Below are 13,273 nucleotides of genomic sequence, written 5' to 3'. Positions count from 1 at the left end.
CATACTATTTGCACCTTAGATCGTGCGCATTTTAACTAAAGCTTGTTCGATATCAGCAATCAAATCTTCGCTGTCTTCAAGTCCAATATTGAAACGAACCAACACACCTTTTTGATCCCATTGCTCTCGCATTTTTTCGATACGATAAGGCACGCATAAACTGTGCGTACCACCCCAGCTAAAGCCGATCTTAAACACTGCCAAACTATTTACAAAACAATCAGTCATTGATTCAGGGATATCCTCGTTGAAAATCACTGAGAACAAGCCACCTGCGCCAGTAAAATCACGCTTCCAAAATTCATGACCAGGGCAATCATCCCATGCGGGATGCAATACTTTACTAATCTCTGGTCGTTGCTTAAGCCAAGCGGCAATCTTTCTGGCACTTAGATCATGCGCATCAAAGCGCAGCTTCATAGTCTGGAGGCCACGCAAGACCAGATAGACATCATCCATACCTACTCCAAATCCAAGTCGCATATGGGTCGTGAGAATGCGATTGTTTAGTTCGGTATCTCTGGTAATAACTGCCCCCATCAACACATCGGATCCGCCGCTCTGATACTTCGTTAAAGCCTGCATAGAGATGTCTACACCATGCTCAAATGGCTTAAAGGCGATGCCAGCAGACCACGTATTATCCAAAGCAACCAACACATTCTTTGCATGTGCTGCGTCACTTATTCCGCGAATATCAGGCACCTCCATAGAAACTGAACCCGGGGCTTCAGCCCAAATCAACTTCGTATTTGCTTGAATTAAATTCGAGATACCTGCACCAATCATTGGTGGATAGTATCGCACATGGATCCCAAAATTTTGCTTGAGCCATTCGCCCAGTTCTTTGTTTGGCCCATAGGCATTGTCAGGAATTAAGACGTCATCGCCAGTTTGCAAGAACGTCATACTCACCAACGTAATGGCTGCCAATCCACTCGGTGCCAAGACGCAATGGCGACCACCTTCAATCGCAGACAACTGACCTTCCAGGGTGAAACTGGTTGGCGTTCCATGCAATCCATAGGTATAAGCTGATTTGTTATGCCAGCTTCGTGTGCGCATGCTCTCAACGTCTTTAAACAATACCGTTGATGCATGATGAATCGCAGTTGGGAATGCTGAAAAACCGTCTGGAGCACGATACTCAGGGTGTACCAATGAGGTATTTGGGCCTTGATTCCGTTCTTTCATGAAAAGCACTTTCATAGCTATTGAGACAAAAAAGGGGCTCACGGCCCCTTTATCTCATCTAAACAAAATTAAACCGCATCGCCCCACAGGTCATGGGAGTCTGCTGCAGTAATCATGACATCGATAAATTCACCGACCTTCAATTTTCGGTGCGGCTCGTACGGTGGCTTCACATAAACCACGCCATCAATTTCTGGTGCATCAGCTGAAGTACGGCCAACCCCTCCGCTGCGATCAATGCTATCGATTAAGACACGAACTGTTTTGCCGATTTTTGCTTGCAGGCGTTGCTTAGAAATTTCTTCTTGCAGCTCCATCACACGACGACGACGATCTTCACGTACGTCATCAGGCAATTGACCTTCAATTTCATTGGCTGTCGCGCCTTCGACCGGTGAGTAGGCAAAACAACCCAAACGATCGATCTGCGCTTCTTTTAAGAAATCTAAGAGGTATTCAAACTCTTCGTCTGTTTCCCCTGGGAATCCTGCGATAAATGTCGAACGAATAGTGATCTCAGGACACATTTCGCGCCAAGCTTTGATACGTTCAATATTCTTCTCACCACTTGCCGGACGCTTCATGCGTTTCAGGACATCTGGATGGGCATGCTGCAACGGCACATCCAGATACGGCAACACGTGTCCATTATTCATGAACGGAATAATTTGATCGACATGCGGATAAGGATAAACATAATGCAGACGCACCCATGCATCGTAACGCTTAGCCATCTCACCGAGTGCTTCGACTAATTGCGTCATGTGTGTTTTGATCGGCTTGCCATCAAAAAAACCTGTACGGAACTTGATGTCAACGCCGTAGGCACTCGTATCTTGAGAAATTACTAGCAATTCTTTGACGCCGGCCTTAAATAGGTTTTCTGCCTCTTGCAAAACATCGCCAATTGGACGTGAAACCAAATCCCCACGCATCGATGGAATAATGCAGAAACTACAGCGATGATTGCAACCTTCAGAGATTTTCAAATAAGCGAAGTGTTTTGGCGTGAGTTTCACGCCTTGCGCTGGCACTAAATCGATAAAGGGTTCATGCGGCTTAGGCAAATGCTGGTGTACCGCACTCATGACCTCTGTTACAGCATGCGGGCCAGTTACTGCCAATACTTTTGGATGAATGCTGGTAATCAAATCATTACCATTAGCATCTTTTTTAGCCCCTAAACACCCAGTCACGATGACTTTGCCATTCTCATTGAGGGCCTCTGCAATCGCGTCCAGAGACTCTTGAACTGCTGCATCGATAAAGCCACAGGTATTCACAACAACCAGATCAGCGCCGTCATAAGATTTTGCAGTTTCGTACCCTTCTGCTCTGAGCTGAGTCAAGATTTGCTCAGAGTCTACCAAAGCCTTTGGGCAGCCAAGGGAGACAAAGCCAACTTTGGGAGCTGGTTGACCAATATTGAGTGGGGAATTCGAATTTTCGATGGACATAATAAAAAAAAGGATACAAAGCAATGCGCTATTGTACCCTTTCTCACTAGGTTCCCAAAAGAATAGGAACCAATGTGTTCAATACTGACCTATTTCTTCTTCTCTTCCGTTGGGAAAGGAAAACCAAACATGTTCTTAGACTGACTTTGCATTTGTTCTTGCATTTGCACAAACAAATTCTTACTTTGATCGATGTAGTTGCCCATCATACCTTGCATCATTGGCCCTTGTACGTTCATAAACTGGGTCCACATTTCAGGACTAAAGGCCTTACCTTCAAAGCCCCCATTTGCACCTTCGGTCAATTTATTTTGAATATCAATAAATGCTTGAATATTTTTCTCGAGGTATGAGCCCATCATGCCCTGCATCGCATGACCATAATAGCGGATGATCTGAGCCAAAGCGACACTAGAAAACATAGGTGCGCCACCAGCCTCAGCTTCCAAAATGATTTGCAACAAAATACTGCGAGTCAGATCTTCACCAGTTTTTGCATCAACCACGGCAAAGTCATCGTTCTCCATCACAAACTGCTTCACATCAGCAAGCGTAATATAGCTGCTGGTTTGGGTATCGTATAAGCGACGATTTGGGTACTTCTTAATCAAATGTTTGCTTATTTTTTTTGTGCTATTCATCGAATTCTCGTAGTAAAACGACATTAATCCAGAAACAATTTGCAAAGTGCTTGTCGATTAAGATCTTAACACCTTTTCTTGCCTATTTATTGCTGTAGGTGGAGCATAGTCCACCTACTTAGGTACGAAAGCAGATTTTAGTTCAATTTCGCGGACACGAAATTAACCCATATGCAAGCCACCATTAATCGAGAAGTCGGATCCAGTCGCATAACCGCCTTCCTCAGATGCAATCCACGCCACGATAGATGCGATTTCTTCTGGTTCAGCCAAACGTTTTACAGGAATGCCTGCAACAATTTTTTCAAGAACATCAGGGCGAATCGCACGCACCATATCTGTACCTACGTAACCTGGAGACACGGTATTGACCGTAACGCCTTTCGTTGCGACTTCTTGCGCTAACGCCATTGAGAAACCATGAATACCGGCTTTTGCAGTCGAATAGTTAGTTTGACCAAACTGGCCTTTTTGGCCGTTAACTGAGGAGATATTAATAATGCGCCCCCAGCCACGTTCCACCATACCGTCGATCACTTGCTTAGTAACATTAAAGAGAGAGTTCAAATTGGTATCGATAACAGCATCCCAATCAGCTTTACTCATCTTACGAAATTGACCATCGCGAGTAATGCCGGCGTTGTTAACCAACACATCAACCTCTCCAATTTCTGTACGTACTTTTTCAAACGCGGCTCGGGTAGATTCCCAATCAGACACATTGCCTTCCGACGCATGAACGTCGTAGCCTTCAGCGCGCATATCGGCCAACCACTTATCTTTACGAGGCGAATTTGGACCGCAACCTGCAACGACGGTATAACCGTCCTTACACAAACGTTTGCAAATTGGAGTTCCAATACCACCCATACCACCAGTTACATAAGCAATGCGCTTTGACATACATAATCTCCATTTTATAAAGGTGTACTACAACTACTAACTTAGTCTGCACGAACTTTCACATAACGACCTGGTGCGGATTCAATCTCACTATACCCTACTGCACCCGCTTTGATAGGTGCTTTTACCATTTTGCCACCATGATTTGACAAAAATTCCGCCCATTCGGGCCACCAACTACCTGGGCACTCGGTCGCATCATCGAACCATGCCTGCGCTTCCGCTGGAATTTTGTCGTTTACCCAGTAATTACGTTTATTTTTCGAAGCTGGATTAATGACACCCGCTATATGACCTGAAGCACCCAAAATGAAGCGATTTCGAGACTTCTTTTTAGGGTTCAGTAAAGTTGCCGATGCATAAGCAGCCTGCCAAGGGACGATATGATCTTCGCGCGAGCCATAAATGAAAACGGGGGCATCGATTTTGCCAAGATCTACAGCGCTACCAGCCACCTTCAATTTTCCTGGCACACGTAGACTATTCTCGAGATAAGTATTACGCAGATACCAGCAGAACATTGGGCCTGGCAAATTCGTACTATCTGAGTTCCAATACAGCAGATCGAATGCAGGTGGCTTTTGCCCCTTCAAATAATTTGACTGAACATAATTCCAAACTAAATCATTGGGGCGCAAGCTGGAAAATGTGCTGGCTAAATCCCGTGCTGGCAACAAGCCACCTTGACCGATTGTTTGTTCCCGCATGCTTACTTGTAGCTCATCGACAAATACATCTAATACGCCTGTATTAGAGAAATCAAGCAAAGTGGTGAGCAATGTTAGGCTAGCTGCTGGATGAATCCCGCGATCGGCTAATACGGCCAAGGCAGTCGACACAATAGTGCCACCGACACAGAAACCAAATGCATTAATTTTGCTCTGCTTTGTAATTGCCTGAACTGTTTCAATTGCAGTGATCGCACCTTGCTCAATGTAATCATCCCATGACACATCTGTCATCGATTGATCAGGGTTTGCCCAAGAGACCAAAAATACGGTATGCCCTTGCTCAACCGCATAACGCACCAATGAATTTTCAGGTTGAAGGTCAAGAATGTAGAATTTATTGATGCACGGTGGCACCATTAATAGCGGTGTTTGATGAACTGTTTTAGTCAGCGGTTTATACTGAATCAGTTGGAATAAGCGGTTTTCAAATACAACCGTACCTTCGGTCGTCGCCACATTGCGACCTACTTCAAAGGCAGCTTCATCCGTCAATGAAATTCGACCTTTTTGGATATCTTCGAGCATTAAGCTCATGCCTTGGCGTAGACTTTCTCCACCAGTTTCGATTACTTTGGCTTGTGCTTCGGGGTTCGTTGCCAGGAAGTTGGCTGGTGACATTGCATCGACCATTTGTTGTACAGCGAATCGAATTTTCTGCTTCTTCTTTTCTGGAGCTTGGACCGCTTCGGTCAGCAAGCCCAGGAATCGTGCATTAAGAAGATAGATAGCAACGTTATAGGCGTGCATGGTCTGCTTATGCCAATCTGATGCAGAAAAGCGACGATCATCAAACTCGGGAAGCTTGGACGACAGAAAGTCTTTCCAGAGATTACCTAGCTCAACAAGGTATTCTGATTGCAAACGGGATAGTACCGCTGGGTCAATCTCTGCACCAAAATCTTTCAATGTTTTGAGCATCGAGGAGTCTGCTCCAAACAAATTCTGTGGATCTTGCTTAATCCAATCCTGCATAGGATTTTGCTTCATCCATTGCTGCATCCAATTCATCATCATGGTTTGAGGGTTTTCACTCATCTACATTTCCCGTTTAGAGTTTGCCTACACTAAGTTAAAATGATACTTTCAGTTCGATTGTCCAATACAAATCACCCGCGCATTTGAATCTATATCAATGTGTGAAAAAACTGCATCATTTCGATCGCTTTTTCTAGGACCCATATGCCTTTTCTGTATCTTATCGCAATCGCATGGATTTTTGTCGTTCTTATGATGGCGATAACCGAATCTTCGTTCATCGCAGGCATAATGACCTTCATTTTCTACTGCATTATTCCTTTGTCGTTGGTGCTCTACATCCTAAGTTCGTCTGCCAGAAAACGTAAACTACACGCGGAGTTCGAAGCGAAACGGCAAGCTACATTAGATCAAACAAGTGAAGCTACTCGCGCCAAATCAGAGTAGCCATACGCCCTGTCCTTTTATCGCGACGGTACGAATAAAAGCGCGATGGATCGCTGTAAGTACAGTAATCTCCGCCGTACACCTGCGCAACACCACATTGCTTCAAACTGATACTCGCAAGCGCATATAAGTTTGCGAGGTATTTACCGGGCACACCGCTTGATCTAAAGCAGTGGCTTACTGAGCCGAAACCTCGCTCGAAGATGGTGATCAGTTCCTCACCAACCTCAAACTGATTTGGGCCGATCGCTGGCCCCAACCAAGCGGTGATCCCTTGAGCTCCCTTCGATCGCATTTTTTCGACAGTGTTGGCCAAAACCCCATCCGCCAATCCACGCCAACCCGCATGAGCAGCCGCCACACAACTTCCATCAGCAGCACTAAACAAGACTGGCAAACAATCTGCTGTCATCACTGCACACACCTGCAAAGGCATCGCGCTAAACACCGCATCTGCCTCGCACCCAGCGCTTAAGGACTCCGCATCCACTGCCATATTGCCATGAATTTGTGATAAGAATGTGACAGGCGTAGGCAAGAAGCTTTGCAATAAATCTCGATTTGTATTGACCGCCGTTGCAGAGTCACCAACGTGATCACCGAGATTCCAGCCTAAACCGCCCACACCATCATCGAATGGCGCTGCACTACATCCACCAAAACGTGTAGTCGACATAGCCTTTACATTTGCAGGTTTACCTGGCCAATCTGGAACGATCCACGAGCCACTCAGTTTCATACTCAACTCACCCTATTGAGGAACCTGCATACCTGCTTGCACTAACAAATCGGCAAAATCGTTTTCAAGCGGAATACGCCACTCGACATAATCACCGCTCACGGGATGAACCAAGCCTAGCTTTCGCGCTTGCAATGCTTGACGATGGAAAAATCGGGCTAAATGCTGCTTACCGTAGAGAGTATCGCCCACTAACGGAAAGCCTAAAGAAAGCATATGCACACGAATCTGATGCGTTCGCCCAGTCTCCAGCTTGCAGCTAACTAGACTAACTGGAAAGCGCTCAAGCATTCCAGTTGCGACACGCTGATAATGAGTTACAGCAGGTTTCGCCAAGACGCTATAAGAAACTGCCATCTTTAGTCTATCGCGATTATGTCGAGCAATCGCGGCATCAACAGTGCCGCTCGTGATCGGGGTTCCCCAAACGAGCGCATAGTATTCACGCGAAACCGTACGTGCTTGCAGCTGGCGCACCAATTCGGTTTGCGCTGTTAAGGTTTTGGCAACCACCATCAAACCGGAAGTATCTTTATCTAAGCGATGAACAATACCAGCTCTTGGTAAATTGACTAGTGCAGGACGGTGAAACAGTAAGGCATTAAGCAAGGTACCAGACCAATTGCCGGCAGCAGGGTGAACCACCAACCCAGCTGGCTTGTTAATGACCATAATGCTCTCATCTTCATAGACAATTTGAATCGGAATATCTTCAGGAGAGAATGCCCCCTCGTCTGGCGCTGCTTGCGGCTTGATGACTACTAACTCATCTCCGAGCATTGTGGTCTTAATTTTCGACTTCTCACCATCTACAGTAACAAAACCATCTTCAATCCACTTTTGAATTCGCCCTCTTGAATATTGCGGAATCAGTTTAGACAATGCCTTGTCCAGACGCTCGCCGCAAATGCTTGCGGGCAATTTAAGCTCGATAATTTCGGGGGAAGTTTCCTGTTCTGCAGATTCTTCTAACTCAGTTTCATCAATTTCAAGCAAACTATCGGTTAAAATCGTTGAATCTGTTGGTATCACATTAATTGCCATCGGCTATAATCCGTAAGTTATTCTCATGCACACGAAAAAGTTTATGCAAATCAAATATGTAAAGTTGTTCGGTCTCACACTCTTGATATCGCTTTCTGGCTGTGGAATCTTTGGCGATCGAGTTGAAGAGAGTAAAAATTGGCCAGCTGAGAAATTATACGCTGAAGCTAAGGAAGAATTGGCTTCTGGCAGTTACGAAAGATCCGTTCAGCTGTTTGAAAAGCTCGAGTCACGTTTTCCTTTCGGCACATATGCACAACAAGCACAACTGGAAATTGCTTATGCTTATTACAAGCAGGGTGAATCTGCGCAGGCTTTAGCCGCAGTTGATCGCTTTATTAAACTTCACCCAAACCATCCTAATGTCGACTACATGTACTATTTGCGTGGACTGGTTAATTTCAACGATGACATGGGCTTCCTCAGCGTTATCGCAAATCAAGACATTACAGAGCGTGATCCAAAGGCGACCCGCGATTCGTTTGATGCATTTAAAGAGCTCGTTACGCAATATCCGAATAGCAAGTACACTCCTGACGCCCTGTTGCGTATGAAATATTTAGTTAATTCTTTGGCACAATATGATCTTCACGTTGCCAAATATTACTTGCGTCGCAACGCCTACCTCGCGGCAGCAAATCGTGCTCAAGCGGCTATCAAAGAGTATCCAGACGCTCCTGCAATTGAAGAAGCGTTGGTTGTACTAATTAAGTCTTATGACGCCATGGGAATGAAAGAATTACGTGACGATGCTAAGCGAGTGTACGAGAAAAACTTCCCGAATAGCACAGTACTGGCAAATGGCGACAAACAGAAATCTTGGTGGAAATTCTGGAACTAAGTTGCTAATCTAAAAAAAAGCCCCATGTTGGGGCTTTTTTTATGCAGGCATTCGACGAAAGACCCAGCGTGTATCAGTCGATACTTCCTCGCAAAAGTGGTAACCATCATGGTCAAATTGCTTCAGCGCTTTCACTTGCTTCAGCCTATTTAATGCACAGTAACGCACCATGGAGCCACGAGCACGCTTGGCAAAAAATGAAACGATCTTAAATTTTCCATTTGAGAAGTCTTCAAAAATCGGTGTAATTACCTTTACATTCAACGAAGAAAGTCTAATCGACTTAAAGTACTCTTCCGAAGCCAAGTTAACAACTACCTTAGAGTTGATTTCGCTGACATGTTCATTGACGGCTTGCGATAGCCGATCACCCCAGAACTCATAAAGATTCTTCGCATCCCTAGTTTTCAACTGACTTCCCATTTCAAGTCGATAGGGCCTAATTGCATCAAACGGTCGCAGCAAACCATATAGGCCTGATAAAATACGCAAATGCTTTTGAAGATAATTCAGATCGGATTTTGTTAGGTTCTTTGCGTCGAGACCGTCGTAGACGTCGCCATCAAATGCCATCACTGCCTGTCTTGCTCCATGCTCAATTGGATGTTCGATTTGCCACTCTTGAAAGCGGGCTCGATTGAGTTCAGCCAATGCAGGAGAAATATCCATCAAAGTTTGCAGTTGAGTCGAGCTAAGTTTTGCTGCAGTATTCGCCAATTGCTGGGCTTGCTGCAGAAACTGTGCTTCTGTAGCCGACTTCAGTTTTAACGGCGTCTCAAAATCAAGACTCTTCGCAGGTGAAAGCAGAAAAAGCATAATTACCTTATCAACAACTACTAAATTAATAAACCAACTTCCCGCTGGACGAAGATACCAATATGTCCAGACGAGCAAGTAATCTCTTTTGTCCCCAAAAAAGGCGTGCATGAGTCTCAAAATAGTTCTCGATACAAACGTCTGCTTGGATCTATTCGCTTTCCACGATCCACGCTGGACTCCAATTATGAATGCGCTCGCAGACAAGTCCCTGCATGCCATCACTCGCGATGACTGTCGTGAAGAATGGCTTGCCGTTCTTCACTACCCTCACCTGCCGGTCGACGATCAGAATCGAGGCGCGATTGTAGCAAGTTTTGATGAATTCATTTCGGTTCAAAATTTTCCAGCGAAACAGCTTCGCCTACCAATCTGCACAGACAAGGATGATCAAAAATTTCTTGAAATCAGCCGCGACGCGGAGGTTGCAGTGTTAGTTAGTAAGGATAAGGCCTTACTCAAGTTAGCCCGTAAAACCAAGGCACTCGGCCTATTCTCAATTGAGACACCAGAGCAATTTGTGACGCGGTTAGTTGCAAATCCGCAAGGTTTGTAATTAATTTCACCAAAATTTGAATAAAGTGGTGACAAATTTTGTTGCTCAGGGTTATGCTTACAACATGCAGGACTTGTTACTGCCAGTAAATTTTTTAGAGTTTTCAATGCTATAAAACCACTATAAAAAAAGTGGCGAAAATACGTGTTGAAGTAAGGTTCCAGACTGGCAAGCGTCACGATAAATCAACTCGCATCACATTTATGGCGATTATGGAGAATCAAGGATTATGACCGATTCAGCAGATGATCTAGATGCACTTTTCGAAGAAATGGCAAGCCAACACGCTTCTTCGGCACCCGCAGCACCCGCAACTCCGGAACCAACGCCAAGTGAGGACCCTGCTTCAGCTCATAAGTTACAGCCAAGTAAAGAGCCTGATGCATCTAGACCGATGTTTGATCGTTTAGGTGGCTTGGTCAGGATGATGCATGACTCTATGCGCGAACTAGGTTATGACCGTTCATTGTCTGACGTCGCTTCACAGATAGCAGATGCGCAAGGCCGACTTGAGTACGTAGCGAGCCTAACAGAGCAAGCCGCAAACAAAGTTCTCAACGCGACCGACGTAGGCATACCTGAGCAAGACGCTTTGGGTAAAACCGCAAAAGATATCGATGAACGTTGGGAAAGTCTGTTTGCTGGCAAGATGAGCATAGATGAGTTTAAATTACTCTCTGCGGATTCCAAATCTTTTGCCAATAAAGTTCTAGCAGCCACAGATGCTGAAAAAGCACGTCTATTGGACATTATGATGGCACAGGATTTCCAAGATCTGACGGGACAGTTGATTAAGAAAGTTCTGGTTATTACGCAAGCGGTTGAACGTGAATTGGCACAGATTCTTCTCGACAATGCTCCTACAGAACTCAAAGAAAAAGCGATTGAGTTAATGGAAGGCCCATCGGTTCCAAACGCGGCTTTGGAACAAGATGATGTTGATAACCTCCTTGATAGTCTGGGCTTCTAAATGGATGACATGCTCAAAGAATTTGTCGTTGAGGCATTGGATTTGGCGATCAACGTAGAAGAGCACCTGCTTTCGCTTCAACGCAACCCAGGGGATATGAATACCCTCAACGCGGTATTTAGATCGTTCCACACCATCAAGGGCGGCGCAGGTTTTATGAATCTGTCAGCGATGGTTTCTGCATGCCATCTGACCGAAAATTTGTTTGATGCCCTAAGAACAGGCAAATCACCCGTTACCCCTTTTGCGATAGAGGCGGCTCTCGAGGCCAGTGGATTTGTTTCAGATCAGTTGACTGCGCTGTCAAACGGCACTGAACCAGATCAACTGTCTACGATGCCAGCGCATTTAGAGAAGGCGCTTAATGACGCGATCGACGGTAAAGAACCCGCGTCCTCCGGCAAATCCGAAACCAAGCCTGTTGCTGCACCAAAACCCGCTGAAGCAGCTCCAGTTGCAAGCAACGCCGCTAGTGCAGCACCAATCGTAAGTGGCGATGTGCCTTGGGAAGACTACTATCGCGCAGTGACACCTGCAGGAACTTTACCTGAAAAAGAAATCGTTTCTCCTGTCATCAAACAAGAGCAGGAAGCCGTCAAAACCTCACTTGCGACCAATGACGTTAAGCAAGCTGCGCCACTTAAAGAGGAAAGCATCAGGATCGATGCTGTGAAACTAGATGTGCTGCTCGAGGTTGCTGGCGAATCAGTCCAAGCCGCAAACCAAGCAGCAGTATTACTTGAAAAGCTTTCCCAATTTACTTTTGACGGTGACGCGGCGCCATTAATGTCAGCGTTGACGGAAACACTGAATCGCGCCTCACGCTACTCGACAGAACTACAACGTGCGACCTTAGCCACCCGGATGCAGCCTGTGGGGCGCTTGTTCCAGAAATTCCCTCGCTTGATTCGTGAACTTGCCAAAGATCTTGGCAAAGATGTGGATCTCGAAATTTCCGGTGCGGAAACAGAGGTTGATCGTGTGGTCGTCGATAGCCTTTACGATCCACTCGTGCATATGCTTCGTAACTCGCTGGATCATGGTATTGAAACTGGCGAAGAACGTGCATCAACCACTAAGCCAGCGAGAGCGAAGATTTTGCTCAAAGCATGGCAAGAATCCAGTAGTGTCATGATCGAAGTGACAGATGACGGCAAAGGTATGGACGCGAATCGCCTCCGTGAAAAAGCGATTTCTAAAGGCCTTATTAACTCACATGAAGCGCGGACTGACGATGAGGCTTTCCAACTCGTTTTCCTACCAGGATTCTCGACAAAAGAGGTAGCGTCAAGTGTCTCCGGTCGTGGCGTGGGTATGGACGTGGTAAAAACCGCAGTAGAACGTCATCGTGGGGCGATTCGCATCAATTCACAATTAGGCAAAGGCACTACCTTTATCATTCGTTTGCCGATCGAGTTGTCGATCGTACCTACGATGTTAGTCCGTTGTGCTGGCGCTTCCTTGGCGTTACCGATGGCAACAGTTCAACGTGTGGTCGAATTGCCAGATTCGTTTGAAAGCGTAGGCGGTCAACCAGTCTTACGCGACTTGGGACGCCCTCTTCCAATTCGTTCGCTAGGACAAGTTCTTGGTTACGAAAAGAGTACAGAAAAAGTAGGGATTGTCATTGCAGCACCGAATCCTTACATCATTTCAGTAGATTCTGTGGACGGCACTTCAGACCTCGTCATCAAGCCGCTCACTTGCATCTCAACCCCAGGCATTACTGGAACGGCGCGTTCTGCTGAAGGTGAATTGGTGCTCGTGATTAGTTTGTCGTTCTTGCTCGATGGCTGCAAAGTTGTTGAACGCTTGAGTGCTTAAGGATAGTAAGTAAGATCAACAATTAGTTCAATCGTTTGGCCCTGTGATTTGCTCCAGTTTTCTGGCGAAGCACAGGGCCAAACGCGTTTTAGGATTCTCTGTCAAAATACGCTCCATTAGAACGATACAGACCGA

General features: G+C 45.7%; 12 protein-coding genes. 4 read left to right on the top strand and 8 right to left on the bottom strand.

Annotated features, from left to right (window positions below; genetic code table 11):
• Nucleotides 1–15 precede the first annotated feature (15 nt).
• The 7 genes from H8K36_RS00790 to H8K36_RS00760 form a co-directional block, all read right to left on the bottom strand.
• Nucleotides 16–1,194: a cystathionine beta-lyase gene (locus tag H8K36_RS00790; RefSeq protein ID WP_186915544.1), complete on the bottom strand. Its 1,179-nt coding sequence runs from the start codon at nt 1,192–1,194 to the stop codon at nt 16–18.
• Nucleotides 1,195–1,262: 68 nt separating this feature from the next.
• Nucleotides 1,263–2,651, bottom strand: a complete 1,389-nt coding sequence (gene rimO / locus H8K36_RS00785; protein ID WP_186915545.1) for a 30S ribosomal protein S12 methylthiotransferase RimO — start codon at nt 2,649–2,651, stop codon at nt 1,263–1,265.
• A gap of 89 nt (nt 2,652–2,740) precedes the next feature.
• Nucleotides 2,741–3,292 carry a polyhydroxyalkanoate synthesis repressor PhaR gene (gene phaR, locus H8K36_RS00780; RefSeq protein WP_186915546.1) on the bottom strand — a complete coding sequence of 184 codons (552 nt, stop codon included), beginning with the start codon at nt 3,290–3,292 and terminating at the stop codon, nt 2,741–2,743.
• A 162-nt stretch (nt 3,293–3,454) separates the two neighbouring features.
• Entirely contained in the window at nt 3,455–4,195 is a 741-nt protein-coding gene (locus H8K36_RS00775) for a 3-ketoacyl-ACP reductase (RefSeq protein ID WP_186915547.1), read from the bottom strand.
• A gap of 41 nt (nt 4,196–4,236) precedes the next feature.
• Nucleotides 4,237–5,961 (bottom strand): class I poly(R)-hydroxyalkanoic acid synthase, encoded by a 1,725-nt coding sequence (gene phaC / locus H8K36_RS00770; RefSeq protein ID WP_230404256.1) that lies wholly within the window; start codon nt 5,959–5,961, stop codon nt 4,237–4,239.
• Nucleotides 5,962–6,325: 364 nt separating this feature from the next.
• A complete protein-coding gene (gene pgeF / locus H8K36_RS00765; RefSeq protein ID WP_186915548.1) occupies nt 6,326–7,087 on the bottom strand; it encodes a peptidoglycan editing factor PgeF in 762 nt (253 codons plus the stop codon).
• 12 nt (nt 7,088–7,099) lie between these two features.
• Nucleotides 7,100–8,131 (bottom strand): RluA family pseudouridine synthase, encoded by a 1,032-nt coding sequence (locus H8K36_RS00760; RefSeq protein WP_186915549.1) that lies wholly within the window; start codon nt 8,129–8,131, stop codon nt 7,100–7,102.
• Between the two features lie 43 nt (nt 8,132–8,174).
• On the opposite strand from H8K36_RS00760, the gene H8K36_RS00755 reads away from it, so the two are divergent.
• A complete protein-coding gene (locus tag H8K36_RS00755; protein ID WP_186915550.1) occupies nt 8,175–8,972 on the top strand; it encodes an outer membrane protein assembly factor BamD in 798 nt (265 codons plus the stop codon).
• A gap of 39 nt (nt 8,973–9,011) precedes the next feature.
• On the opposite strand, the gene yaaA is transcribed toward H8K36_RS00755, so the two are convergent.
• A complete protein-coding gene (gene yaaA / locus H8K36_RS00750) occupies nt 9,012–9,788 on the bottom strand; it encodes a peroxide stress protein YaaA (protein ID WP_186915551.1) in 777 nt (258 codons plus the stop codon).
• Between the two features lie 109 nt (nt 9,789–9,897).
• Between yaaA and H8K36_RS00745 the strand changes: the two genes are divergently transcribed.
• The 3 genes from H8K36_RS00745 to H8K36_RS00735 all read left to right on the top strand — a co-directional run bounded on the left by H8K36_RS00745 (nt 9,898) and on the right by H8K36_RS00735 (nt 13,138).
• Entirely contained in the window at nt 9,898–10,344 is a 447-nt protein-coding gene (locus H8K36_RS00745; protein ID WP_186915552.1) for a putative toxin-antitoxin system toxin component, PIN family, read from the top strand.
• A 229-nt stretch (nt 10,345–10,573) separates the two neighbouring features.
• A complete protein-coding gene (locus tag H8K36_RS00740; RefSeq protein WP_186915553.1) occupies nt 10,574–11,314 on the top strand; it encodes a protein phosphatase CheZ in 741 nt (246 codons plus the stop codon).
• Nucleotides 11,315–13,138, top strand: a complete 1,824-nt coding sequence (locus tag H8K36_RS00735) for a chemotaxis protein CheA (RefSeq protein WP_186915554.1) — start codon at nt 11,315–11,317, stop codon at nt 13,136–13,138.
• Nucleotides 13,139–13,273 lie beyond the last annotated feature (135 nt).

Source organism: Affinundibacterium nitidum (genome assembly GCF_014284155.1).
Taxonomy (GTDB): domain Bacteria; phylum Pseudomonadota; class Gammaproteobacteria; order Burkholderiales; family Burkholderiaceae_D; genus Undibacterium; species Undibacterium nitidum.
This window is presented reverse-complemented; position numbering and strand designations above follow the sequence as displayed.

What these genes read in the sequence shown, in the direction of transcription:
- rimO (WP_186915545.1), bottom strand. Translation starts at nt 2,651, where the DNA reads ATGTCCATCGAAAATTCGAATTCCCCACTCAATATTGGTCAACCAGCT.
- H8K36_RS00760 (WP_186915549.1), bottom strand. Translation starts at nt 8,131, where the DNA reads ATGGCAATTAATGTGATACCAACAGATTCAACGATTTTAACCGATAGT.
- pgeF (WP_186915548.1), bottom strand. Translation starts at nt 7,087, where the DNA reads ATGAAACTGAGTGGCTCGTGGATCGTTCCAGATTGGCCAGGTAAACCT.
- H8K36_RS00755 (WP_186915550.1), top strand. Translation starts at nt 8,175, where the DNA reads ATGCAAATCAAATATGTAAAGTTGTTCGGTCTCACACTCTTGATATCG.
- H8K36_RS00745 (WP_186915552.1), top strand. Translation starts at nt 9,898, where the DNA reads ATGAGTCTCAAAATAGTTCTCGATACAAACGTCTGCTTGGATCTATTC.
- H8K36_RS00735 (WP_186915554.1), top strand. Translation starts at nt 11,315, where the DNA reads ATGGATGACATGCTCAAAGAATTTGTCGTTGAGGCATTGGATTTGGCG.
- yaaA (WP_186915551.1), bottom strand. Translation starts at nt 9,788, where the DNA reads ATGCTTTTTCTGCTTTCACCTGCGAAGAGTCTTGATTTTGAGACGCCG.
- phaR (WP_186915546.1), bottom strand. Translation starts at nt 3,292, where the DNA reads ATGAATAGCACAAAAAAAATAAGCAAACATTTGATTAAGAAGTACCCA.
- H8K36_RS00775 (WP_186915547.1), bottom strand. Translation starts at nt 4,195, where the DNA reads ATGTCAAAGCGCATTGCTTATGTAACTGGTGGTATGGGTGGTATTGGA.
- phaC (WP_230404256.1), bottom strand. Translation starts at nt 5,961, where the DNA reads ATGAGTGAAAACCCTCAAACCATGATGATGAATTGGATGCAGCAATGG.
- H8K36_RS00740 (WP_186915553.1), top strand. Translation starts at nt 10,574, where the DNA reads ATGACCGATTCAGCAGATGATCTAGATGCACTTTTCGAAGAAATGGCA.
- H8K36_RS00790 (WP_186915544.1), bottom strand. Translation starts at nt 1,194, where the DNA reads ATGAAAGAACGGAATCAAGGCCCAAATACCTCATTGGTACACCCTGAG.